This is a genomic window from Pantoea sp. B270 (genome assembly GCF_018726825.1).
Taxonomy (GTDB): Bacteria; Pseudomonadota; Gammaproteobacteria; order Enterobacterales; family Enterobacteriaceae; genus Pantoea; species Pantoea dispersa.
This window is the reverse complement of record NZ_JAHCSX010000001.1, coordinates 3,023,498-3,047,774: the sequence shown is the minus strand read 5'-3', so window position 1 is coordinate 3,047,774 and position 24,277 is coordinate 3,023,498. Positions and strand designations below refer to the sequence as shown.

General features: G+C 58.6%; 17 protein-coding genes. 8 read left to right on the top strand and 9 right to left on the bottom strand.

The genetic code is table 11. The features are described 5' to 3' along the window. The first annotated feature begins 179 nt into the window (after positions 1–179). A complete protein-coding gene (locus tag KOL70_RS14435; protein ID WP_215480811.1) occupies positions 180–2,567 on the top strand; it encodes a glucose/quinate/shikimate family membrane-bound PQQ-dependent dehydrogenase in 2,388 nt (795 codons plus the stop codon). A 78-nt stretch (positions 2,568–2,645) separates the two neighbouring features. Here KOL70_RS14435 and KOL70_RS14430 read toward each other — a convergent pair whose 3' ends face one another. The 3 genes from KOL70_RS14430 to KOL70_RS14420 all read right to left on the bottom strand — a co-directional run bounded on the left by KOL70_RS14430 (position 2,646) and on the right by KOL70_RS14420 (position 5,337). Continuing rightward, positions 2,646–3,857, bottom strand: a complete 1,212-nt coding sequence (locus KOL70_RS14430; RefSeq protein WP_132465797.1) for an MFS transporter — start codon at positions 3,855–3,857, stop codon at positions 2,646–2,648. A 112-nt stretch (positions 3,858–3,969) separates the two neighbouring features. Beyond that, the gene (locus KOL70_RS14425; RefSeq protein ID WP_058770045.1) at positions 3,970–4,860 is read right to left on the bottom strand and encodes a LysR family transcriptional regulator; all 891 of its coding nucleotides are present in this window, start codon (positions 4,858–4,860) and stop codon (positions 3,970–3,972) included. Positions 4,861–4,968: 108 nt separating this feature from the next. Further along, positions 4,969–5,337, bottom strand: a complete 369-nt coding sequence (locus tag KOL70_RS14420; protein WP_021507794.1) for a helix-turn-helix domain-containing protein — start codon at positions 5,335–5,337, stop codon at positions 4,969–4,971. Between the two features lie 189 nt (positions 5,338–5,526). Here KOL70_RS14420 and KOL70_RS14415 point away from each other — a divergent pair, with 189 nt between their 5' ends. The 3 genes from KOL70_RS14415 to KOL70_RS14405 all read left to right on the top strand — a co-directional run bounded on the left by KOL70_RS14415 (position 5,527) and on the right by KOL70_RS14405 (position 8,738). Next, on the top strand, positions 5,527–6,186 hold the full coding sequence (locus tag KOL70_RS14415) for a response regulator (RefSeq protein WP_021507795.1): 660 nt from the start codon (positions 5,527–5,529) through the stop codon (positions 6,184–6,186). Then, on the top strand, positions 6,183–7,541 hold the full coding sequence (locus KOL70_RS14410; protein ID WP_058759279.1) for a HAMP domain-containing sensor histidine kinase: 1,359 nt from the start codon (positions 6,183–6,185) through the stop codon (positions 7,539–7,541). The genes KOL70_RS14415 and KOL70_RS14410 overlap by 4 nt, the downstream gene beginning before the upstream one ends. Positions 7,542–7,871: 330 nt before the next feature. Then, on the top strand, positions 7,872–8,738 hold the full coding sequence (locus KOL70_RS14405) for a nucleoside-specific channel-forming protein Tsx (RefSeq protein ID WP_021507798.1): 867 nt from the start codon (positions 7,872–7,874) through the stop codon (positions 8,736–8,738). Positions 8,739–8,783: 45 nt separating this feature from the next. Here KOL70_RS14405 and yjdN read toward each other — a convergent pair whose 3' ends face one another. Both yjdN and KOL70_RS14395 read right to left on the bottom strand, forming a co-directional pair. Continuing rightward, complete coding sequence (gene yjdN / locus KOL70_RS14400; RefSeq protein ID WP_058774910.1) at positions 8,784–9,221, bottom strand: VOC family metalloprotein YjdN; 438 nt, start codon at positions 9,219–9,221, stop codon at positions 8,784–8,786. A 71-nt stretch (positions 9,222–9,292) separates the two neighbouring features. Beyond that, on the bottom strand, positions 9,293–10,192 hold the full coding sequence (locus KOL70_RS14395) for a LysR family transcriptional regulator (protein ID WP_058770043.1): 900 nt from the start codon (positions 10,190–10,192) through the stop codon (positions 9,293–9,295). A gap of 113 nt (positions 10,193–10,305) precedes the next feature. On the opposite strand from KOL70_RS14395, the gene KOL70_RS14390 reads away from it, so the two are divergent. The 4 genes from KOL70_RS14390 to KOL70_RS14375 all read left to right on the top strand — a co-directional run bounded on the left by KOL70_RS14390 (position 10,306) and on the right by KOL70_RS14375 (position 16,356). Beyond that, positions 10,306–11,619 (top strand): amidohydrolase, encoded by a 1,314-nt coding sequence (locus tag KOL70_RS14390; RefSeq protein ID WP_215480810.1) that lies wholly within the window; start codon positions 10,306–10,308, stop codon positions 11,617–11,619. After that, positions 11,616–13,055: a M20 family metallopeptidase gene (locus KOL70_RS14385; RefSeq protein ID WP_215480809.1), complete on the top strand. Its 1,440-nt coding sequence runs from the start codon at positions 11,616–11,618 to the stop codon at positions 13,053–13,055. The genes KOL70_RS14390 and KOL70_RS14385 overlap by 4 nt, the downstream gene beginning before the upstream one ends. Before the next feature lie 184 nt (positions 13,056–13,239). Next, positions 13,240–14,760, top strand: coding sequence for a p-aminobenzoyl-glutamate transporter (gene abgT, locus KOL70_RS14380; protein WP_058759275.1), 1,521 nt, complete (start codon positions 13,240–13,242; stop codon positions 14,758–14,760). Between the two features lie 186 nt (positions 14,761–14,946). Next, positions 14,947–16,356 (top strand): MFS transporter, encoded by a 1,410-nt coding sequence (locus tag KOL70_RS14375; protein ID WP_058774914.1) that lies wholly within the window; start codon positions 14,947–14,949, stop codon positions 16,354–16,356. Positions 16,357–16,495: 139 nt separating this feature from the next. Here KOL70_RS14375 and KOL70_RS14370 read toward each other — a convergent pair whose 3' ends face one another. The 4 genes from KOL70_RS14370 to KOL70_RS14355 all read right to left on the bottom strand — a co-directional run bounded on the left by KOL70_RS14370 (position 16,496) and on the right by KOL70_RS14355 (position 24,165). After that, positions 16,496–20,113 carry an Ig-like domain-containing protein gene (locus tag KOL70_RS14370; protein WP_215480808.1) on the bottom strand — a complete coding sequence of 1,206 codons (3,618 nt, stop codon included), beginning with the start codon at positions 20,111–20,113 and terminating at the stop codon, positions 16,496–16,498. A gap of 196 nt (positions 20,114–20,309) precedes the next feature. After that, positions 20,310–21,629, bottom strand: a complete 1,320-nt coding sequence (locus KOL70_RS14365; RefSeq protein WP_021507806.1) for a cytochrome c — start codon at positions 21,627–21,629, stop codon at positions 20,310–20,312. 11 nt (positions 21,630–21,640) lie between these two features. Then, entirely contained in the window at positions 21,641–23,425 is a 1,785-nt protein-coding gene (locus KOL70_RS14360; protein WP_021507807.1) for a GMC family oxidoreductase, read from the bottom strand. 2 nt (positions 23,426–23,427) lie between these two features. Then, on the bottom strand, positions 23,428–24,165 hold the full coding sequence (locus KOL70_RS14355) for a gluconate 2-dehydrogenase subunit 3 family protein (RefSeq protein WP_215480807.1): 738 nt from the start codon (positions 24,163–24,165) through the stop codon (positions 23,428–23,430). Positions 24,166–24,277 lie beyond the last annotated feature (112 nt).

Below are 24,277 nucleotides of genomic sequence, written 5' to 3'. Positions count from 1 at the left end.
CAAAGCGCTAAAAAAATCAAACCTGTTAACGTTTTTAAGATAAAATTTAACGCAAAGGGATCATCCTGCTTAACGGAAAAGCACTGACAGAACACCTTAAGTCACTTCGTACTCTATGTCGGGATACAGCCTAATCGGTTGTTTCCTTTGATTTTATGGCAAAGAAAGAGGTCAATATTATGGGGAAAGCTTCCTCATCTTTTGGCGTAATTCGCTTCCTGACGGTGCTGTTTGCACTGCTGACGGGCGCATTTATGCTGATTGGCGGCGTTTGGTTAGCCGCCATTGGAGGTTCCTGGTACTACGTTATTGGCGGTGTGATTATGCTGATCACCGCTGTTCTGCTGTGGCGCCGTAGCGGTTCCGCACTGCTGCTGTATGCCCTGTTGCTGCTGGCAACGCTGGTGTGGGGCGTATGGGAAGTCGGCTTCGACTTCTGGGCGCTGGCCCCACGTACCGACGTGCTGGTGATCTTCGGTATCTGGCTGATTCTGCCGTTTGTGTATCGCGGCCTGAATCATGCGGGTAAAGGTGCGCTGGGTGCGATGGCCGTTGCGCTGGTAGCCAGCGTACTGGTGCTGGCGTGGGCAGTATTCCACGATCCGCAGGAGCTGAATGGCAACCTGCCGGAAGCCGCTAACGTCCCACAGGCCCAGCCGCTGAGTAACATCAACGATGCTGACTGGCCAGCCTACGCGCGTGACCAGCAGGGCACTCGCTTCTCGCCGCTGAAGCAGATCAACACCAGCAACGTGAAAGAGTTGCAGGTTGCCTGGCAGTTCCAGACCGGCGATCTCAAAACCGCCAACGATCCGGGTGAAATCACTGACGAAGTGACGCCGATTAAAATCCGCGACACGCTGTACCTTTGCTCGCCACACCAGATTCTGTTTGCGCTGGATGCGACGACCGGTAAGCAGAAGTGGAAATTCGATCCGGGCCTGAAGCCGAATCCTACCTTCCAGCACGTGACCTGCCGCGGTGTTTCATACCATGAAGTGCCTGCCGCTGCCGATGCCGCCAACAGCCAGCCTGCGCTGTGCTCACGCCGCATCTATCTGCCAGTGAACGACGGTCGTCTGTTCGCGCTGGATGCCGATACCGGTGCCCGTTGCCCATCCTTTGGCAACAACGGTGAGCTGGATCTGCAGCACAAGCAGCCGGTACAGACGCCAGGCCAGTATGAGCCTACGTCACCGCCGGTTATCACTGACACCACCATCGTCATTGCTGGTGCGGTCACCGATAACTACTCTACCCGTGAGCCGTCTGGTGCCATCCGTGGCTTTGACGTCAACACCGGTAAACTGCTGTGGGTGTTCGACCCGGGCGCGAAAGATCCTAACGCGATTCCGGCCGATGAACACACCTTCACCATGAACTCGCCGAACTCGTGGGCGCCGGCGGTATACGATCCAAAACTGGATACCGTTTACCTGCCAATGGGCGTTTCCACCCCGGATATCTGGGGCGGTAACCGCACACCAGAGCAGGAGCGCTTCGCGAGCAGCGTTCTGGCGCTGAACGCCACCACCGGTAAGCTGGTGTGGTCGTATCAGACCGTGCACCACGATCTGTGGGATATGGACCTGCCGTCACAGCCGACGCTGGCCGATATCACGGACAAAGACGGCAACACCGTACCGGTGATTTATGCCCCGGCGAAAACCGGTAACATCTTTGTGCTGGATCGTCGTACCGGCAAGCCGGTCGTGCCTGCACCGGAGACGCCGGTACCGCAGGGCGCGGCGAAAGGTGACCACGTGGCACCGACCCAGCCGTACTCCGAACTGACCTTCCGTCCGAAACAGAATCTGACGGACAAGGACATGTGGGGCGCGACGATGTATGACCAGCTGGTGTGCCGCGTGATCTTCAAGCGTCTGCGCTACGAAGGTCCGTTCACGCCGCCGTCTGAGCAGGGTACGCTGGTGTTCCCGGGCAACCTCGGTATGTTCGAGTGGGGCGGCATCGCGGTTGATCCACATCGTCAGATCGCGATTGCTAACCCAATGGCGCTGCCGTTTGTGTCTAAGCTGATTCCGCGCGGTCCGGGCAACCCGATTGAGCCACCGCAGGGCGCAGAAGGCGGTTCCGGTACCGAAACCGGCATTCAGCCGCAGTACGGTGTGCCGTTTGGCGTCGAGCTGAACCCGTTCCTGTCGCCGTTTGGTCTGCCGTGTAAACAGCCGGCCTGGGGTTACGTTTCAGCGATCGACCTGAAGACCAACGAAACCGTGTGGAAGAAACGTATCGGTACCGTTCGCGATAGCGCACCGGTTCCGCTGCCGTTCAAAATGGGTATGCCAATGCTGGGTGGCCCAATCACCACCGCCGGTAACGTGTTCTTCATCGGTGCGACCGCAGATAACTACCTGCGTGCGTTCGATACCAACACCGGTGAGATGCTGTGGCAGGCGCGTCTGCCAGCGGGTGGCCAGGCTACGCCGATGACCTATGAAGTGAATGGCAAGCAGTACGTTGTCATCGCGGCCGGTGGTCACGGTTCGTTTGGTACCAAGCTGGGCGATTACGTGATTGCCTATGCGCTGCCAGATGCGAAGTAATTTTTCGCACTGAAGTAAAAAAGCGGGCAATGCCCGCTTTTTTTTCACGCCGGTCAGGCATTACGCTCGATCCTGCGGTTAAGCTTTACGCAGCACCCGCGCATTCAATAGCGCGCACAGCGCCATAATCACGCAGGTGGCGAGAAACACCGGGCGCATACCAAACGCGCCGCCGATAAAGCCACCGAACAGCGGGCCGCTCACCTGGCCGACATACTGGGCTGAGGTCGCATAGCCCAGCATTTTCCCGACCTGCCGCTGCGGCACATTATGACGAATCAACGCCGTCACGCAGGGCATCAGGCCGCCCAGCGCCATCCCCATCAGGAAACGCAGCACCACCAGTTGCCATGCCGCGCTAATAAATGCCTGCGGAATCAGCAGCAGCGCGCAGAACAGCAGGCCATAAATCAGCACGCGCGCATGTCCGATGCGGTCGGCCAGCCGGCCAAGGCGCGGCGCGGAGAGAATGCTGCCCAGCGCGGCGGCCGCCATCACCAGCCCGGCCGTCACCGTCACCGCGTGATCGCCGTGCACAAACTGCGCGATATACAGCGTGATAATCGGCTCAATCGACATATTGGCAAAAATCAGCAGCATGCCCGACAGCCACATCAGCCGCACCACTGGCCGGTTGATCGACGCCTCCGGCTCATCCCCCTCCCCGGCTGCGGCTTTCTTCGCCGCACGTGGCGCTTCTTTCAGCAGAAAAGTGGTGGCGAGAAACGCAAGAAAAATCACCGCGCCGGTGAGCCAGAAAGTGTGGCGGATACCGATCAGCGGTGGCAGCACGCCGCCCAGCAGCGGGCCGACCACATTACCGGCCATGATGCCGGAGGACAGCACGCCCAGCGCCCAGCCGGTCTGCGCTTTCGGCGTTTGCGCCGCCACCAGAATGGTGGAGCCCGACGCATAGCCGCCGAGCAGACCGGCCAGCAGGCGCAGCGCTACCAGCTGCCACGGCGCGGTGGCCATACCAATCAGCGACATGGCGACGGCCATTCCGAGGCTGGCGCGGATCAGCATCAGCTTGCGGCCATAGCGATCCGCCAGTTTGCCCCACAGCGGTGCCGTCAGCGCCGCGCTGAGAAAGGTGGCACCATAAGCGGCGCCTGACCAGCGCGCAATCGCGGCCGGTTCCTGCACGCCCAGCTGCTGCACATAAAGGGGCAGAAAGGGCAGCAGCAGGGTCATGGCGACGATAGTGCTGAACGAGCCCAGCACGCAAACCCACAAATTGCGCCGCCAGTGTTGCTGCTCAGGCGCTAACGCGATAGAAGAGTGCGACATAGTGTTATCCCTGTTTTTGGCTTTTTTAGCAGGCTATCAGCGGTAGCACACAGAAAACAGGGAGAAGCGGATATTTGCCAGCCAGCGCGCTATTGTTGCCATAAAACAACAATCATGACGCACCCAGCGCGGTGATCAGCGCGTCGCAGAGTAAGGTGATCGGTGACGAGGGCTGCGGCTGCTCTTTCAGCAGCAGGTAACTGTGCAGGCGATCCATCTGCCATTCCGGCAGCACCTGCTGAATCTCGCCGCGCGCCAGCGCCTCCTGCGTCATATAGGCGGGCAGATACGCCACGCCGGTTCCGGCCAGGGCCGCATTAAGCAGCGCCATGCTGTTATTCGCGCGAAAGCGGCTGTGCACATCCAGCGCCAGGCGCTGCTTATCACGGCGAAACGGCAACGCCGCCGTGTGTGCCGGGCCGTGAAACAGCAGCAGATCGTGGCGCATCAGACGTTCGGGATGATCGATGGCCGGATGCGCGGCCAGATACGCTGGCGACGCATACAGTCCCCAGTCAATGCTGCTCAGTTCGCGGTAGTTTGCGACTTCCGGCGCACGCGCGCGGATCACAATCGCCACGTCCGCACTGGGCTGCGGATCGTCGCTGGTGGTCAGTTCGAGATCGACGTTGATGTGAATATGACGGCGGATAAAGGTGTTCAGCGTCGGCACCACGCACTGGCAGCCGAAGGTGATCGGCGCCTGCAGCCGCACGTTGCCGGCAGGCTGCTGATGCACCTGCTGCACAAACGCGTCGGCGCGATGCATCTCTTCCAGCATGCGGGTGCAGAACGGATAGTAAGCCTGACCCAGCTCGGTCAGCGCCACTTTGCGCGTGGTGCGCTGCAGCAGTTTGATACCCAGCCGCACCTCCAGCCGGGCAATTTCGCGGCTGACGTGCGATTTTGATACCCCCAGCGTACGGGCCGCTTCGCTGAAGCTTTGCCGCTCAACGACGCGTGCAAACAGCATCATGGCGGTGAGATTATCGCTGTTGTCCATGTTCTCTGGATGATTCGAAAGAGTGAGAACCGCAGCTTAAAAGCAAAAACGCGAATGCGCACCCGATTTCCCGTTACGCAGCGGCCACGGGAAATCGGGCGAGGGATGTCACACCGCCACCGCTAACGGAAACAGCAGGCGGTCCGGCTCGACGCGACGCTGACGCCGCAGCTGGCCTGGCGTGACGCGGAAATAATTTTTAAAGGTGCGGGTGTAAGCCTGCTGGGTATCAAAGCCGTAGCTCATCGCTACCTGCAGAATCGCCTCATCACTGTTGATCAGCGTGAGCGCTGACTCAGTCAGCCGGCGCTGGCGAATGTATTCTGCCAGTGAAAAACCGGTGTGCTGACGGAACAGACGTTGCAGATGCCAGCGGGAATACCCCGAGCGGCGTGCTACTTCATCCAGATGCAGATCGTGCCCTAAGTTTTTTTCAATCCACTCCAGCAAACTACGGATAAATTCGCGCTGATTCATGACTTCCTCCGGCGTCGGTAAAATGTCCAGTGACGTCACTGTAGCGCGTTAAATTTATCCCTTAATTAGCAGAAAATTAGCGCAGAATTAGCAAGCAAAAAAACGGCTTTCCCGACGAAACAGCGCACCAGGTTAATTCTGCGCTAATTATCGGGCGCTACACTGCGACAAGTTATTCAGGAGGGCATCATGCGTGTGCTGCTGGTAGAAGATGATGAAATGATCGGCGCCAACCTGCAGCAGGCGCTGGAGGCCGCCGGCTGGTCGGTGGACTGGGTGCGTGACGGCGTATTTGCCAGCAACGCCTGGCAGGAAGGCGGTTACACCTGCGTCCTGCTCGATCTCGGTTTACCGCGTGAAGATGGCATCAATGTGCTGCGGCGTGCGCGCACGCGCGGTGACATGACGCCGGTGCTGGTGCTGACCGCGCGTGATACCGTGCAGCAGCGCATTCAGGGGCTCGACAGCGGTGCCGATGACTATTTACTCAAACCCTTTGATCTGCAAGAGGTTCTGGCGCGTATGCGAGCCATCACCCGACGCCGCCACGGTGCGGCGGACTCCCTGCTGGGCAACGGCGACGTGCAGCTCGATATGATGACGCGTGAAGTGCTGTACAAAGGCCAGCGCGAGCAGCTAACCGCACGTGAATACGCCCTGCTCTATGCGCTGCTGGAACGCCCAGGGGCGATCCTGTCGCGTGAGCAGTTAGAAAACCGCATCTACGGCTGGGGCGAAGAGGTCACCAGCAACGCCGTGGACGTGCTGATTCACGGCATGCGGCGCAAACTCGATAACGAAGTGATTCGCAACGTACGCGGTCTGGGGTGGCGGGTGCCGGCAATATGAGATCCTTTACGTTTATGCGGTCGCTGCGCAATAAACTGCTGGCCACGCTGGTGCTGCTGCATCTGGCGATGATCGGCGGTGTCACCTGGTATTTCTACCACTGCTATGGCGACATGATGGGCACCATGAAGGACGACCAGCTCGCCAAAATTGCCGATGCCTGGTCAAGCAGCCAGCGCATGCCGGCACTGATGCCGATGGTGATGCAGCAGGAGAAGCTGAAAAGTACCTATATCGTTCAGCTCTGGGACACCAATAATCACCTGCGCGCCAGTTCCTGGCCAGCGCTACATGCGCCCCTGCAGAGCAAAAAAGGCTGGTCAGATTTAAAAGTTGGCGACTGCGGCGATGACTGCCAGTGGCGCGTTTACACCCGTCCCGGCGAGCTGGGCAGCGAGATCGGCAATATTCAGGTGCTGCACAACGTCGGCTACATGAAGAGCCTGATGGTGAAACGCGTACTCTCCGCCATCATTCCGCTCATCCTGATGATGCCGCTGTCGCTGCTGGTGATCTGGCTGGTGGTGCGGGCCATTACGCGCGATCTGCGCGTGGCGTCGCGCCAGATTGCGGCGCAGGAAACCCTGCATCCGCACAGCGTGTCGCCGGACGGTCTGCCGGACGAAGTGCTGCCGCTGGTCGATGCTTATAACTCGCTACTGGATAAACTACGCGCGGCCTGGTCGTCACAGCGCCAGTTCCTTGAGGATGCCGCGCATGAACTGCGCACGCCGGTCACCGCCGTCACGTTACAACTGGAGAACCTGCGTCAGCACATCCTGCCGGGCGAAGCCAGCCGCCAGTTTGATCAGCTGGAAGCGGGCGTCACGCGCACGCGCCATCTGGTGACGCAGTTGCTGAATATCTCACGCCAGGAGGATCAGTCCGTGGTCGCCAGCGTCGAGACCATTGAGCTTGATGACCTGCTGAAGGAGAGCATTGAGCAGCTGATGGTGGTAGCGGACAAGCGCGGCATTGATATCGGCTTCAACGGCACCGCGCACTATCGTCTGCACGCCAGCCGCTCCGATCTGCGCAGCCTGTTCGATAACCTGATCGGCAACGCCATGCTGCACACGCCGGAGGGCAGCCTGGTGGATGTGCTGCTGCATCGCGTCGGTCATCATACGGTGGTGGATATTGTCGATAACGGCCCCGGCATGCCGGAGTCGTTTATCGAGCGCGCCTTCGATCGCTTTACCCGCTCGCCGGATGTCCAGGCGCAGGGCAGCGGCTTAGGATTATCGATCGTGCGCAGCGTGGCGCAGAAGCATCAGATGCAGGTGGCGCTGTCGAATTGCCTTAACCCGCAGGGTGAAGTGTGTGGCCTGCAGGTACGCGTAACCCTTCCCTGACGTCTTTCCTCTCCGGCGCGATAATCCGCGCCGGCTATTTTCTTCTCCTGCCAGTTCTCTGCGTATCCCGACAACGTAAACGGTTGCGGGGTTCCGTTCGTTACACGGCCTTTATGTGATCTAGTTCACATATTTACTGAATCCAAATGCAACACTTTTTGACAAACGTGATCAAAATCTATTTTCTATCGCTCTGTTACAGGCACATTACGCGGGCCTGAAAATCCGGCGCGTCAGACCGGCGACAACAGCACACTGCCCATCCCCTGGGATCGATTTCACCCGATCGCAGCATTTGCGCGGCGATCACGAGCAAGTGGTTAAAAAATAATGAAATTTAAAACGTTGATAGCAGGGGCCTTACTGGCCAGTAGCTGGACCGGCGCCGCACAGGCGGCGGAAAGCGATCCGCAGTACCTTTCTGACTGGTGGCATCAGAGCGTGAACGTGGTAGGCAGTTATCACACCCGCTTCGGACCTCAGTTCAACAATGATGTGTATCTCGAATACGAAGCCTTTACTAAAAAGGACTGGTTTGATTTCTACGGCTACCTTGACCTGACCAACTTCTTTGGCGTGGGTAACAGCAATGCCAACGGTATTTTTGACCACGGTTCGCCGATGTTCATGGAAATTGAGCCACGCTTCTCTATCGATAAGCTGACCGGCACCAGCCTGGCGTTCGGACCGTTCAAAGAGTGGTACTTCGCTAACAACTACATCTACGACATGGGTCGCAACAGCGACAGCCGTCAGAACACCTGGTACATGGGTCTGGGTACGGACATCGATACCCATAGCGATATCGGCCTGTCATTGAACGTGTACGCGAAATACCAGTGGGAAAACTACGGTGCGGCGAACGAAAACAGCTGGGATGGTTATCGCTTCAAGGTGAAATACTTTGTACCGATTACCGACCTGTGGGGCGGCAAGCTGAGCTACATCGGTTTCACCAACTTTGACTGGGGCTCCGATCTGCGTGACAAGTCTGACCGCTCACGTACCAGCAACTCGATTGCCTCCAGCCACATTCTGTCGCTGAACTATGATCACTGGCATGTCTCTACCGTGGCGCGTTACTTCCACAACGGCGGCCAGTGGGCTGATGGCCAGGAGCTGAACTTCGGCAACGGTCCGTTTGAAGTGAAATCGACCGGCTGGGGTTACTACCTGGTGGTGGGTTACAACTTCTAAACCGCTTCCGGCGTGGCCGCCTGCGATCGCGGCCACGCCAGTCGGTTACGCCTGTGGCTTCACCACGTTGATGCGCCATGGGATGCCAAACTTATCGATAAACATCCCGAAGCCGTTCGACCAGAAGGTTTTCTGCCATTCAGTGGTCACTTTGCCGCCCGCAGAGAGCTTATCAAACCAGGCTTTACCCTCCGCTTCATCTGGCGTGGCCAGGCTCACCGCATAACCGGCATGCTCGGACGCCGGTGGCTGGGCGGTATTGCCATCACTCAGCATCAGCTCGCCCTGACCAATGCGCAGATGCGCATGCATAATCTTTTCCGGCGGCAGCGGCGGCGCCGACCGATCGCCCACCTGCTCGCCCTGCTCCGGCATATCACCAAACGTCATTTTTTGCAGAATTTCGCCGCCGGTGGCTTCCAGATAGAAGGCAATGGCTTCTTCACAGCGGCCGTAGAGAAATAAATAAGGACTCACCTGCATCGTAACCTCCGTTGAGAGTGCGTTAACGCGTGTCGTACACCTAAAGTGTAGACGATGCAGTTTTTCGCCCGTCACGGCTGGCAGTAGCGGCGGAACAGCTGCGCCATGTAAGCGCTCATCGGCGTCAGCGCGGTGTCTTTACGCTGAATCAAATAAAAGGTGGCTTTCGGCAGCGGATCGTCGAGATCCAGCGCGATCAGCTGCCCGCCGTGCGTAGGGTCTTCAATCACGTCGCGCGAAATGATGCTGACAAAATCACTCTTCGCCACCAGGCTGGTGCAGGCCATAAAGGTCTCGCAGGTCACCGCGATTTTGGGTGCCATGCCGCGCTCACCGAACAGGTCATGCAGCAGTCGGTAATAACTGCCCTGCGGTGTCGGCATAGTCCAGTCGCAGTGCTGCAACTCGGCCAGCGAGCGCGCATGCGCCATCGGATGCCCTTTACGCATCACCACCTGATACTCGCGCTGCATCAGCCGCTCGAAAATCAGCTCCTGATCGAAGTGATGCCGGTCGTAGGTATTGATGGTGAAATCCAGCGCGCCCTGACGCAGTTCATGCACCATCGACACCAGCTGCCCCTCCACGATACGCACTTTCACCAGTGGATATTCACGATGAAACTGGGTTATCACCTGCGGCATCACGGTACGCGCAATGCTGCCGCCCACCCCAATATTCACTTTGCCCCCGGCCAGACCGAGCCGCTGCTGGATATCCTCCTGCGCCACGCGCAGTTCCTCCAGCACCAGACAGGCATGACGAAAAAAGGTTTCACCGACATCGGTCAGCATCACGCCCTGCTGACGACGCTCGAACAGGCGCGCGCCCAGCGCCAGCTCCAGTTCCTGAATCGCTTTGGTTAATGCCGGCTGCGACAGGCCCGACAGCCGGCTGGCGGCGCGAATACTGCCCTGGCGCGCCACGTCAACAAAGGCGCGCAGCTGATGAAGTTTGAGATTGGCCGCCATGATCAGGTGATAACCGTTGTCTATCGGTCACAAGATATTCGCATCTTATGCGCCCCAATACCATTGTGTAGATTCGGTTGAATGCATAAAAAACCAACACTAAGGAACAGCCGATGAACACCCTTTCCGACCTCGTCAACGCGCGGATACCGCAGATGCAGACATGGCGCCGCGACCTGCACCAGTATGCTGAATCCGGCTGGCTGGAGTTCCGCACCGCCACGCTGGTGGCGGAAGAGATGCATCGTCTTGGTTATCAGCTGCAGCTGGGCCGTGAGGTGATTGATGCCGATGCGCGCATGGGTCTGCCGTCTGCTGAAGTGCTGGCGCAGCAGGAAGCGCGTGCGCTGCAGCAGGGCGCGCTGCCACAGTGGCTGCCCCACTTCTCCGGCGGTTTCTGCGGCGTGGTGGCAACGCTGGACACCGGCCGTCCCGGTCCGGTGATGGGCTTTCGTGTTGATATGGACGCGCTCGATCAGACGGAAAGCGCCGCCGCCGATCACCTGCCGACGCGCGAAGGCTTCGCCTCGTGCAATCCCGACATGATGCACGCCTGCGGCCACGATGGTCACACCACCATAGGTCTGGCGCTGGCGGGCGTGCTGATGGCGATGAAGCACCAGCTGAGCGGTCGCATAAAACTCATTTTTCAGCCGGCGGAAGAAGGCGTACGCGGTGCCAAAGCCATGGTGGCCGCGGGCGTGCTTGATGATGTCGATCTGTTCACCGCCATTCACCTTGGAACCGGCGTGCCGCCGGGCGAGATCGTCTGCGGCAGCGACAGCTTTCTCGCCACGACCAAACTGGACGTGCGTTTTACCGGGGTCGGCGCGCATGCCGGTGGCAAACCGGAAGAGGGACGCAACGCACTGCTGGCGGCGGCGCAGGCTACGCTGGCGCTGCACACTCTGCCGCAGCACAGCGGCGGCGTGGCGCGCGTTAACGTTGGTGTCTTACAGGCCGGCAGCGGACGCAACGTAGTGCCGGATGTTGCGCTGATGAAGGTGGAAACGCGCGGCGCGAGTAATCAGGTTAATGACGATATCTATCAGCAGGCGCTGCGCGTGATTGCCGGTGCCGCGGCGATGTACGGCGTTGAGCACGAGGTCACGCTGATGGGCGGTGCACGCAGCTGCACGCCGAGCCCGGCGTGGGTCAGTTTTATCCATCAGCAGGCCGAAGCGCTGGGTCTGTTCAGTTCGGTGATAGACAGCAAACAGCAGGCGGCCGGTTCCGAAGATGCCACCTATATGATGGAGCGCGTGCAGCAGCGCGGCGGCCAGGCGTCTTACGTCATCTTCGGCTGCGAGCTGGCGGCGGGCCATCACAATGCGCGGTTTGACTTTGATGAAGCGGTGATGGCCACCGCCGTGCAGATGCTGGCCACGCTGGCGCTTAACCAGGCGCAGTTCGGCGGTGCCCGATGAACGCACACGACTTTATCGATCGCTACATCGACCAGCATCAGGCGCGCTTCAGTGCCCTCAGCGATGCCATCTGGGACGTGCCGGAAACCCGTTTCGAAGAGACGCAATCGTCTGCGCTGCTGGCCGATGCGCTGGCGCAGGAGGGGTTTGAGGTCGAGCGCGGCGTCGGCGGTCTCGACACCGCGTTTATCGCCTCAATCGGCCACGGCCAGCCGGTGATCGCCATCCTCGGCGAGTTTGATGCGTTGGCCGGTCTGAGCCAGCAGGCGGGCTGCGCCACGCCTGAGCCGCTGGTGGAAAACGGCAACGGTCACGGCTGCGGCCACAACCTGCTCGGTACCGCCGGCCTGGCCGCCGCTTTCGCCATCAAAGCCTGGTGGGCAGAACAGGGCGGACGCGGCACGCTGCGCTTTTACGGCTGCCCTGGCGAGGAGGGCGGCTCGGGTAAAACCTTTATGGTGCGCGAGGGGCTGTTTGATGATGTCGATGCTGCCGTGACCTGGCACCCGGAAGGCTTCAGCGGCATGTTCAACCTCAGCACCCTCGCCAATATTCAGGCGGCGTTTCACTTCAAAGGTGTGGCTGCGCATGCCGCTAACTCGCCGCATCTCGGGCGCAGCGCGCTGGACGCGGTGACGCTGATGAACACCGGCGCGAATTTTCTGCGCGAGCACATCGTGCAGGAGGCGCGCCTGCACTATGCGGTCACCCAAACCGGCGGCGTATCGCCCAACGTGGTGCAGGCCGATGCCGAAGTGCTGTATCTGATTCGCGCGCCACAGCTCGACCAGGCCCAGGATATCTACCAGCGCGTAATCAACATCGCCAAAGGCGCGGCGCTGATGACCGATACGCAGATGACGGTACGTTTTGATAAAGCCTGCTCCAACTATGTGCCCAACCGCGCGCTGGAAGCGGTGATGGAACGTAATTTGCACCTTTTTGGTCTGCCGCACTACAGCGTGCAGGAACAGGCGTTTGCGGCAGAGATCCGCGCCACGCTGAGCAAAGACGATCTGCGTAACGCGCGACTGAATGCGGCGCGCACCGGCGGCGAAGCGGGTATCGCCTGGGCTGAGGCGCTGGGGGATAAAGTGCTGATGGATGAGGTAGCGCCGTATGCGGTCACGCGCGAGTTGCTGTACGGCTCAACCGACGTTGGGGATGTGAGCTGGGTAACGCCGACGGCGCAGTGTTTTGCCCCCTGTTTTGCCTTCGGCACGCCGCTGCACACCTGGCAGCTGGTGGCACAGGGCCGCACGCCGATTGCCCACAAAGGGATGTGCCTTGCCGCCAAAGTGCTGGCCGCCACCGCGCTGACGCTGTTGCACGATGATGCCGCGCTGGCGCGCTGTAGTGAAGAGTTTGACCGCGTGCGCCTTGAGCAGCCGTACGTGTGCCCGATTCCAGCCAGCGTGCAGCCATCGACATTATAAAGCGAAGCGCACTGGCCCGTAGCGGCGCGATTAATCGCGCGGGTTTAACAAGACGCGCAATAAATTGCGCCGCTACAGGCCGGTGTGAAAGGTCACTCCGCAACACATGCGGAAGCAGTAAATAAAAAAATAAAAAATAACAGCCCTTCCGGGCATGCAAATACAACATGACGAGGATCTACCGATGGAAGTGATGACTGAAAATCGCAGCCCCGGCAAGCTGTTCAGCTGGATTGAGCGGGTCGGCAACAAAGTGCCCAACCCGTTCTTACTGTTTGTCTACCTGATCGTGGTGCTGATGATCGCCACCGCGCTTCTCAGCAGCCTTGATGTAGCTGTTAAAAATCCGGCCAATGGCGAACTGGTGCGGGTCAATAACCTGCTCAGCGTGGCGGGCATTCAATGGATCCTGCCCAACATCATCAAAAACTTCAGCGGCTTCACCCCACTGGGCTCCATTCTGGCGCTGGTGATCGGGGCCGGGCTGGCGGAAAAAGTCGGGCTGCTGCAGTCGCTGATGGTGAAGATGGCGTCGCGCGTCAGCCGTCGCTACGCCAGCTATATGGTGCTGTTTATCGCGTTCTTCAGCCATATCTCTTCCGATGCCGCACTGGTGGTGATGCCGCCGCTCGGCGCGCTGATCTTCCTTGCCGTCGGGCGTCATCCGGTGGCGGGCCTGCTGGCGGCGATTGCCGGCGTCGCATCGGGTTTTACCGCGAATCTGCTGATCGTCACCACCGACGTACTGCTCTCCGGCATCAGTACAGAGGCCGCCAAAGCGGTCAGCGACACGGTCCACGTCAGCGTGATCGATAACTGGTTCTTTATGGCCAGCTCAGTCATCGTACTGACCGTGGCCGGCGCGCTGCTGACCGATAAATTTGTCGAACCGCGCCTGCCCGTCTGGAACAGCGGCCACCACGATCGCCTGCCACCGCTGACGGCGCAGGAGAATCGCGGCCTGAAGGCGGCCGGTCTCGCCGCGCTGGTGTTCATCGGCGTGATGGCGCTGCTGGTGGTGCCGGAGCATGCGCCGCTGCGCAACCCGAAAACCGGCGGCATCATCCCTTCGCCGTTTATTCAGGGCATCGTGCCGATCATCATCCTGTTCTTCTTTGTAGTGGCGATTGCCTATGGCGCGGTGACGCAGCAGATTCGCCGCGCTGACGACATCCCCCGACTGCTGGTGGATCCGATGAAGAGCATGGCCGGCTTTATCGTCATGGTGTTTCCGCTGTCGCAGTTCGTAGCGTTCTTCAACTGGAGCAACATGGGCAAGTTTATGGCCATCGGCCTGACCGATATGCTGGAGAGCGCCGGCATCAGCGGTGCGCCGGCCTTTCTCGGCCTGATGTTCCTCTCGGCATTTCTGTGCATGTTTATCGCCAGCGGCTCGGCGATCTGGTCGATCCTCGCGCCGGTGTTTGTGCCGATGTTTATGCTGCTCGGCTTTCACCCGGCGTTTGCCCAGATGATTTTCCGCATCGCCGATTCCGCCGTGCTGCCGCTGGCGCCGATGTCGCCGTTTCTGCCGCTGTTCCTCGGTTTCCTGCAGCGCTATCAAAAAGACGCGCAGCTCGGCACCTACTACGTGCTGATCTTCCCGTATCCGCTGGTGTTCTTTGTGACGTGGATCGCGCTGCTGCTGGTGTGGTATCTGCTGGGCCTGCCCATCGGTCCGGGCGTTTATCCGCATCTGCCCTGACCTGGCGCCATGGACGGCGTACCGCTTTCTGTGAACTGCAACGCACGTTGCCAAAATGTCACCGCTGCGCCTCTCGGCAACCCCGGACGAATTGATTATTCTGCTATTTCTTCGCTTGCTAACGGTTAATGATTTCTGACAAACCACCACCGGGCGGATCCTGCAAACACCGAGGTAACAATCATAATGACAACCACCTATTCGACAGGGGTGGCGACCGATCGCATCGCGACCGAACGCCAGACGCTGGCCGGGCGCATCGACGCTCTGCCCTCTTCCGCCGGGCTGTGGCGCTTTATTACGCTGCTGGCGCTCGGCGGCTTCTTTGAGCTGTACGATCTGTTTGAAACCGGCTACATCAGCGCCGGGCTGGTCGCCGCTGGCGTGTTCCACACCGGCACCGCTGGCGTGTTTGGTATCGCCGATCAGGCGGCGTTCGCCTCGGCGACCTTTCTCGGCCTGTTTGTCGGTGCCAGCCTGCTGACGCCCTATGCCGACCGCTTCGGCCGTCGCCTGACCTTTATGTGCGCGCTGGCGTGGTACGGTGCGTTCTCACTGCTGATGGCGTTCCAGCACAGCGCGGAGATGATTATTCTGTGCCGCTTTCTGGTCGGGATCGGTCTGGGCGTCGAGCTGGTGACCATAGATACCTATCTGTCGGAGTGGGTGCCGGCCCATTTGCGCAGCCGCGCGTTTGCCTTCTCTTTTTTCATTCAGTTCCTGTCGGTGCCGACGGTAGCGCTGATGTCATGGTGGCTGGTACCGCAAACCCTGCTCGGCCTCGAAGGCTGGCGCTGGGTCGTGATCGCCGGTGCGCTGTGCTCGCTGGTGATCTGGTTTATCCGGAAAAACCTGCCGGAGTCGGCGCGCTGGCTGGCGCAGCAGGGGCGGCATCAGGACGCGCACCGGGTGCTGAGCGAGATGGAAAAACGCTGCGGCATTGCGCCGGGAGACGATTTCTCTCAGCGCGATGCGGCGGCACAGCTGCCGAAAAAAGGGCGCTTTAGCGAAATCTGGGCACCGGCTTATCGCCAGCGTACGCTGATGCTGGTGGTAATGAACTTCTTCCAGGCAATTGGCTTCTTCGGCTTCGGTAACTGGCTACCGGCGCTGCTGTCCGGCAAGGGGGCCACCGTCACCCACAGCCTGCTGTACGCCTTTTTCATCACGCTGGCCTATCCGCTCGGCTCGCTGATCTGCAGCCGCTACGCCGACCGGCTGGAAAACAAATGGCAGATCGTTTTTTCATCACTGATGACGGTGGTGTTCGGCACGCTGTTCGCGCTGACCAGCAACCCGCTGCTGATGGTGGTGTGCGGTTTCCTGATCACCTACAGCAACGCCTGGCTGACCTTCAGCTATCACGCTTATCAGACTGAGATCTTCCCGACGCACATTCGTGCACGCGCCGTTGGCTTCTGCTATTCATTCAGCCGGCTGTCGACCGCTTTCAGCAGTATTCTGATTGGCCTGATTCTGCAGTATGCCGGCAGTCAGGGCGTGATCGTGTTTATCGTGCTGAGCATGCTGATGGTGATGCTGTCGGTCGGGATTTACGGGCCGAAGACGCGGGGGCTGGATCTGGAGAACATTTAAACCGGATGGGCGCAGGGTGGGCGGCGGCCGGTTCAGCCCGGCAATGCGCACCCTTTGGAGCGGCACGATTCATCGCGCGATAAATCGCGCCGCTACGTCCTGGTGCAAACCTTTGGGGGCGTTTCCGCCCCCGCCAGATTTACACCAGTTCGGTTTTCACCCCTTCCTGGATCAGCACGTCGGCATCGACGCCGCTGTGGCTGTAAACCTGATACTTCACGCCAGCCACCGTGGTGCTGCCCTGCTGTTTCACCCAATCGCCCACGTCACCGCCGTCGCCGAGGATGTCATCCAGTTTCACCACGTCCTGCGCATCGCCTTTGATCAGCAGCTGGGTTTTGCCGTCAACAATAAACAGGTCTTTGCTGCCAGCACTGAGAACATCCGCCACGCTAACGCTAAGCGTATTTTTACCGTTGCCGAGCATGTCGATTACCGCGGCTTCTTCACCGCTGGCAAGCATTTCTGTCAGTATGCTTTCCGTTGCGATTACTTTGGTAACACTATTATTTTGCGGCTGTACAAACAGATTATCCAGCAGGAAGTCATTGCCATAGGCATTTGACGTACTATTAACCACGGCCACTTTCACGACTTTAGTTTCAGTTGCTGTGTAAACGCCACTAAAATGCTGCCATGTTTGCGTCAGGGTGGCAGGGGCAACAATATCTGCTCCATCAACCTGGATGCCAATGACTGGAGGTGCATAGCTTTTATTAATCCGTTGACCATCGAAGCCCAGCGTGTAACTTTTACCCGCTTCAACCTGGATATATTGATAAACAACCTCACCACTATAATCACGCCCGGAATTATTGGCATCTGTCATGCTACCTAAAACATTGGAGCCATCTTCGCCCTTCCAGTAAGTGGTCTTAATCTGGTTGAGTTTTTCATATATCCCTGCAGCCATCCAGCCCTGCAATGTGCCGTCGTTGAAGTCCCAGTCGATCCGCTGTTTCCCCACGTTGGTTACGTTGACCGGCTTTACCCCAAGGTTATCCAGCAGGAAATCGTTGCCGTAGCCATTGGCGGTGGCATTAGTGACTGCAACTTTGACCACTTTGGTTTCGGTTGCGGTATAGGTGCCGCTTTTATGCTGCCATGACGACGTTAACGCCTCGGGTTCAATTACCGTTTTACCGTCCACTTCCATGCCGATTACTGGGGCAACCCAACCCTGATTCAGACGGTAACCATCAAAATTCAGTTCATAAGTTTTACCCGCCTCGACTTCAATATAGCGATAAACCACGTCACCGCTGTAATCACGCCCCTCGACAAAGTCAGTCATTGAGCCAAGCACGTTAGAACCGTCGGCGCCTTTCCATTCGGTGGTTTTCAGCTGGTTATATTTTTCGTACAGCCTCGCAGCCATCCAGCCCTGCAGCGTGCCATCGTTGAAGTCCCAGTCGAGTCCCTGTCTATCCACCGGCGTAACTTCGACCGGCTTCATACCGAGATTGTCCAGCAGGAAATCATTGCCGTAGCCATTGGCGGTGGCATTAGTGACCGCGACTTTGACCACTTTGGTTTCGGTTGCGGTATAGGTGCCACTTTTATGCTGCCATGACGACGTTAACGCCTCGGGTTTAATTACCGTTTTACCGTCCACTTCCATGCCAATTACTGGGGCAACCCAACCCTGATTCAGACGGTAACCATCAAAATTCAGTTCATAAGTTTTACCCGCCTCGACTTCAATATAGCGATAAACCACGTCACCGCTGTAATCACGCCCCTCGACGAAGTCAGTCATTGAGCCAAGCACGTTAGAACCGTCGGCGCCTTTCCATTCGGTGGTTTTCAGCTGGTTATATTTTTTGTACAGCCCCGCAGGCATCCAGCCTTGCAGCGTGCCATCATCAAAGTCCCAGGCCAGCCCTTCATCGCCCACTCTTACCGCGTTATCGTTGATTTCCAGCTTGAAAATATTAGCGGACGGATCGCGCGTGCTGCTGCTACTAACCTGGAACTGATATTCGCCGTGCTGACCGGATAAGTTACTGGTAGTGAAATTCCAGGCCCCGAAGTTGCTGGCGCGCGTGCTGCCAAGTAACTGCCAGTTGCCATTGTCGTGCTGAGCATACACATACACTAAACTGTTTGATGCTGCCCAGCCCGTGAGTGTTGGAGTGAAATCATCGGTATAGTCGCCATTTTTTAGTTCGCCCTGGATACCGCCTTCATTATCAATAGCGTTACTGATATTCGGTTTTTCCGGCTGCAGCGTTAGCTGATACGTGCTGCCATTGGTGTAACGTTTCTCGCTGTTGCTGACCTGGAAAGTATGCTCTCCGAGATACCCCCCCAGATTTGGCGTAGTGAAGGTCCAGTTCCCCTGCGCGTCGGCTTTAACACTGCCGAGCCGTGCCCAGGTACCGTTGACGTGTTTATCAAAGAAATAAACGATCGAATTGGCTTCGGCACGACCGCTCAGCGTCGGTGTGTAATCATCAGTCACAGCTCCATTTTTCAGCGCGCCGGTGGATGAACCTACGTCATCAAAGGCGGATTCAATCACGGGCATAACGGTTTCGCCGCTGATAATAGTCAGGCTAAACTTCTCTGCCTGGGTATCTGGCTGCGTGAAATAGCCAACCTGAAACTCATAATCACCGTCCCCCTGCGTCAGCTTATTCGTCTCAATCTCCCAGTTACCCTGAGCGTCAGCACGCACACTGCCGAGCAGCTCCCGGTAGCCATTGATTCGTTGTGCGTGGACATACACCACACTGTTGGCTTCTGCGCTGCCTTTCAGAATAGGACTGAAATCATTGGTTAGCGCTCCGCTATCCAGGCGCCCCTGATAGAGGCCTTCGTTATCGAATGCATAATCAATTTTAGCTTCCGGCGTTGGAATCACTTTGTAAGTAAAGGGTTCGCTTTCATTACTCAATTCGCCACGATTATTCTGCGCGCGGACGGTAATGGTATTATTGCCGAAGTTAAGGAGATCAATGTTGCTTTCCCAGTGCCACTGGCCATCAACCACTGGCGCGATGCCTACCCGCTCGCCGTTGATATAAATCACTACACTTTCGGCATCCAGCGGCGCGTTGCCGCTCAGGCGCGGGCTGCGATCGTCGCTTTCGCTACCGGCTTTGATCACACCGGTGTTCACCCCTTCATTATCATAGACTTCCAGCAGCTGCGGCTTATCGATGCGCGGCGAATTGACGTAAAGCGTATAGACCGGGGAATCAAAACTGACCTGGCCGAATTTATCGGTGGCGGTGACGTACAGGCGCTGTTCACCGTCACTCAGTTCCGGCGTAATGGTCCACTGGCCGTTTTTCGCCGCCTGCACGCTGCCAACCAGCACGCCGTTGCTGTACAGGCGGACAATGCTGTCCGGCTCGGCATAACCGGAAATGGCTGGCGTTTTATCATCGGTGAAGCCTTTGTTGCCAACCGGGCCCTGCACCGGTCCGAAATCATCCAGTACGCGCATAATCGCCGGCATATCGGGCGGGCTGAGATCGACTTCCAGCCGCGTCTGGAACGGAATCCCGGCGTTGCCGGCCCGGTCGAAAAAGCGGATGGTGAGATTATGGCTCCCCTCTTCCAGCCGCAGCGGCAGCTGATACTCCCAGCTGCCATCGGCCTGAACCTGGGTGGTAAACAGCTGGCCGTTAATGGCAAATTCGATATAGCTGACGCTCTTATCCTCAACCACCCCTTTCCAGTATTGATAAGGTGAATTGACGTAGTTCTCCTGCCCCGGTTTGGTCGGGTCGTAATAGCCTACAGACATATGGTCATCCTTTTCGCCAGAGTTAATATCGTTAAAGTAACGCTTAATAAGCGGCAGGGATTTTTAAACGTGGGGGAGAAATCTCTTACAAGAAACGTCTGAAAGGAAAATCTAAGATAATGAATTTTAGTGGGATTTTTCGCACCCTTCAGGCCATGAACCGCGCCATGACCTGAAGGAAATGCTTAAGACAGGCTTACTGCTTTTCCAGCACCCGGATATCCGCGCTGCCCTGTTTTGGCTGCACGCTGTCATCCTGGCGCAGTTTCGCCACCTGTTTCGCCGTGACTTTGGTCTGCACGCCGTTGCCCCAGCTGCTGCGGATAAAGTTCACCACATCAGCCACCTGGCTGTCGTTCAGACGCCAGCCAAACGCCGGCATAGTGATCGCGGTCGGTGCGCCTTTCACGCCCGGCAGCGTGCCGCCTACCAGTACGATGTGAATCAGCGACGTCGGATCCTCTGCCATCACCACCGGATTCCCGCGCAGTGCCGGATAGAAGCGTTGATAGCCGCTGCCGTCGGTTTTATGACACGCCGCACAGCTGTCGACATACACGCCGGCACCCGGCTGGCTGTCGTCACCTTTCCACAGCGCCCGTGCCACTGCGTCATCCTCACGGAACACCGCCTGAGACGGATCTTTCGCGCCGAGCGATTTCAGGTAACGGGCAATCGCGCTGATATCCGCATCGCTGAGATACTGCAGGCTGTGCTGCACCACCTCGGTCATGCCACCAAACGCCGCCGTGTGATCGTTACGGCCATAGCGCAGGAACTGCTGCAGATCCGCTTCGCTCCAGCGCCCCAGACCATCGCGATTGTCACCGCGCAGGTTGCTGGCGGTCCAGCCGTCAATCGGCGCGCTGCTGCCGGCAAGGTAATCATTGCCCTGGCCGTTATTCAGCGCCTTCTCCTGCATAGTGAAGCTGCGCGGCGTGTGGCAGGCACCGCAGTGGCCCAGTCCTTCCACCAGATAGCGACCGCGTGCCAGCGCCGGATCTTCCTGCGCGGCCGGCTGGAACGCCTTCACATCTGGCGCAAACAGGCCGCGCCAGATCGCCAGCGGCCAGCGCATCGACAGCGGCCACGGAATGTCGCTCTCTTTGTTAGCCTGCGCCACCGGTGCCACGCCGTGCATGAAGTAGGCATACAGCGCCTTCATGTCGTCATCGCTGACCACCGCATAAGACGGATACGGCATCGCCGGATAGAGCGTGTCGCCGTTTTTCGCCACGCCATGACGCACCGCTTTCTGGAAGTCGTCATAGCTGTAGTCACCAATGCCGGTTGCCTTATCCGGCGTGATATTGGTGGAGTAGATGGTGCCAATCGGCGTCGCCATCGCCAGGCCGCCGGCAAACGGTTTACCGCCTGCGGTGCTGTGGCAGGCGACGCAGTCACCGGCACGCGCCAGATACTCACCGCGCTGCACCAGCGCATCGGCGGCGGTGTCCTCCGCCAGCGCGACGAACGACAGGGTGCCCAGCAACAGGGCTGTTAAACTTTTGATCATCGCCATGTTCCTTATGCCTGTACCAGCGGGCCGGGGTTCTTCAGATACTGTTCACGAATCGCTTTGGCGGACCAGTAGCTCAGCGCCGCCACCATGCCGGTGGGGTTGTAGCCCAGTCCCTGCGGGAAGGCAGAAGCGCCGGCGACAAACACGTTCGGCACATCCCAGCTCTGCAGATAGCGGTTCACCGCGCTGGTTTTAGGATCTTCGCCCATGATGGCGCCGCCGCTCATGTGCGTGGTCTGGTACACGGTGGTATCGAAATGGGCACCCGGCCCTTTCGCGCCGCCAATGATCATCTTCGGATTCATCGCTTCGGTGATTTTGCGCATCTTGCCGATCATGAACTGCGCCATTTTGATGTCGTTGTCCTGCCAGTCAAAGGTCATACGCAGCAGCGGCTGGCCGTAAGCATCTTTGTAGTTGGGATCGAGATCGAGGTAGTTAGCGCGATACGACTGGTGCGCGCCGTGCGCATCCATCGACACGTGATGGTTATAGGTATCCGCCACCGCCGCTTTCCACTGGCTGCCCCAGTTCGGCGTGCCTGTTGGCGTCGGCAGGCCGGAGATCGGCTTGGTGCCCGCCTGGTTGACCCAGAACGGTGAACCGCCGACAAAGCCATACGGACCATGGTCAAAGTTATCGGCGTTGTAATCATCCACCGCCACGCCGGCGCCACCGGCACCGATGAACGGATTGGTGGTGGTGTTTTTATCAAACAGCGCCTTCAGCGTGGAGATGTTCTGGTAGGCAAAGTTACGGCCGACCACGCCCTCGTTGCTGATAGGGTTGTACGGCTTGCCGATGCCGGACAGCAGCATCAGGTGCACGTTGTGGAACTGGAAGGCGGAGAGGATCACCAGATCCGCCGGCTGCTCCACTTCACGTCCCTGACCGTCCAGATAGGTCACTCCGGTCGCGCGTTTTTTATCGTCGGTCAGATTGACGCGCAGCACATACGCGTTGTTGCGCAGCTCAAACTTCGGCTCCTGGCGCAGCGCGGGCAGAATGTTAACGTTCGGCGACGCTTTGGAGTACATGTAGCAGGCGTAGCCGCTGCAGTAGCCGCAGAAGTTGCACGGCCCCATCTGCGCGCCGTAAGTATTGGTGTAGGGACCGGAGGTGTTGGCCGACGGCATATCGTAAGGGTGATAGCCCACCGATTCCGCCGCCTGGGCAAACAGCTGGGCCGACCAGGTGCGCTTCTGCGCCGGCAGCGGGAAGTCGCTGGAGCGATCCGGCGCATACGGGTTGCCGCCTTTCTCTTTGCCCACCACTTTGCCCTTGATTGACCAGGCGCTGCCGGAGGTGCCGAACACTTTTTCCGCCTGATCGAAGAACGGTTCCAGCTCGTCATAGCTGACGCCGAAATCCTGAATGGTCATGCCTTCCGGGATAAAGTTTTTGCCGTAACGCTGCTCGTAGTGACTGCGCAGGTTCAGCTCGACCGGGTCGACGCGGAAGTGCACGCCCGACCAGTGCAGGCCGGCGCCGCCGGTGCCGGTGCCCGGCAGGAATGCCGCCAGCTGACGATACGGTACGGCGGTTTGTGAGGCATCGTGACGGATAGTTACGGTGCTTTTTGACAGATCCTGGAACAGCTTTTTGCGGATGTTATAAGTCAGTTCATCAATGGACTGTGGATAGGATCCATCCGGATAGGTATCTCGATGCGGCCCGCGCTCCAGCGCCACCACATGCAGACCGGCCTCGGTCAGCTCTTTCGCCATGATCGCCCCGGCCCAGCCGAAACCGACGATCGCCACATCCACTTTTTTTAACGCATTTGCCACGGTTACGCCCTCTCGCCGCGAATATCAACTGACGGGAACGGATAACGTTCGCCGCGCTCTACCCAATCCATAAAGTCGGCGCGTGCGCCAGGGAAGCCGATCAGCTTCCAGCCCACCATGCCCTGATTGCCGCCGTGGATCGGATCGCTGAAGTAGCCCTCGCGGGTGTTTTGCAACAGAAAGGCGAAGAAGGTTTTGGCCGGCACCTGCGGGAATTGCGCGCTGCCGTTTTCGAAGGCGCTCAGCAGCGCGTCCTGCTGCGTGGGCGTCAGCTCGGCAAATACCTTGCCGTGCTGCTGTTTGCTCCAGCCATCGGCATCGGACAGGCCGAGACGGTAGATTTGCTGCGGCACCAGCGGCAGCTGATAGCCGAGCTCTTTCGGCAGATCCGGATTGAACGGTCCCTGCATATACCAGTTGCTGCCGGTGGCATACGGCGTATTCATCTGGCGATCGATAAACTCCGGTACGCAGGCTTCCAGCGCGCCAGGTCCGCGTTCATCGTTGGGGATCAGGCGCGCCACGGCGGCTTTGATGAAGGCAAACTCTTCGGCGGTAAACCACACCGGTTGATATTCGCGCGCCTGCTGCGGCGCAGCGGCCGACGACGCTGCCGCACCGGCGGCCATCGGCGCGACCAGTGCGCCCATCGCCGTACTGCCTACCGCCATTGCCGGCGCCAGGGTGATGGTTCTCAGCAGGAAATCCCGGCGAGTGTGACCCTTTTTTTCTTCTGACATGACATTGCCTCATTACCGCATATAATGCGGCATGAAAGTTAAGTAGTTGCGTTGTAATGATTTTTATTGGCGTTTTAAGGGATACAGCAAGACTGTTACCGGTAACAGTTGG

Bases quoted from the DNA above. Each gene is read 5' to 3' on its own strand.
- KOL70_RS14435 (WP_215480811.1), top strand. From the start codon at position 180: ATGGGGAAAGCTTCCTCATCTTTTGGCGTAATTCGCTTCCTGACGGTG.
- KOL70_RS14430 (WP_132465797.1), bottom strand. From the start codon at position 3,857: ATGTCGCACTCTTCTATCGCGTTAGCGCCTGAGCAGCAACACTGGCGG.
- KOL70_RS14425 (WP_058770045.1), bottom strand. From the start codon at position 4,860: ATGGACAACAGCGATAATCTCACCGCCATGATGCTGTTTGCACGCGTC.
- KOL70_RS14420 (WP_021507794.1), bottom strand. From the start codon at position 5,337: ATGAATCAGCGCGAATTTATCCGTAGTTTGCTGGAGTGGATTGAAAAA.
- KOL70_RS14415 (WP_021507795.1), top strand. From the start codon at position 5,527: ATGCGTGTGCTGCTGGTAGAAGATGATGAAATGATCGGCGCCAACCTG.
- KOL70_RS14410 (WP_058759279.1), top strand. From the start codon at position 6,183: ATGAGATCCTTTACGTTTATGCGGTCGCTGCGCAATAAACTGCTGGCC.
- KOL70_RS14405 (WP_021507798.1), top strand. From the start codon at position 7,872: ATGAAATTTAAAACGTTGATAGCAGGGGCCTTACTGGCCAGTAGCTGG.
- yjdN (WP_058774910.1), bottom strand. From the start codon at position 9,221: ATGCAGGTGAGTCCTTATTTATTTCTCTACGGCCGCTGTGAAGAAGCC.
- KOL70_RS14395 (WP_058770043.1), bottom strand. From the start codon at position 10,192: ATGGCGGCCAATCTCAAACTTCATCAGCTGCGCGCCTTTGTTGACGTG.
- KOL70_RS14390 (WP_215480810.1), top strand. From the start codon at position 10,306: ATGAACACCCTTTCCGACCTCGTCAACGCGCGGATACCGCAGATGCAG.
- KOL70_RS14385 (WP_215480809.1), top strand. From the start codon at position 11,616: ATGAACGCACACGACTTTATCGATCGCTACATCGACCAGCATCAGGCG.
- abgT (WP_058759275.1), top strand. From the start codon at position 13,240: ATGGAAGTGATGACTGAAAATCGCAGCCCCGGCAAGCTGTTCAGCTGG.
- KOL70_RS14375 (WP_058774914.1), top strand. From the start codon at position 14,947: ATGACAACCACCTATTCGACAGGGGTGGCGACCGATCGCATCGCGACC.
- KOL70_RS14370 (WP_215480808.1), bottom strand. From the start codon at position 20,113: ATGTCTGTAGGCTATTACGACCCGACCAAACCGGGGCAGGAGAACTAC.
- KOL70_RS14365 (WP_021507806.1), bottom strand. From the start codon at position 21,629: ATGATCAAAAGTTTAACAGCCCTGTTGCTGGGCACCCTGTCGTTCGTC.
- KOL70_RS14355 (WP_215480807.1), bottom strand. From the start codon at position 24,165: ATGTCAGAAGAAAAAAAGGGTCACACTCGCCGGGATTTCCTGCTGAGA.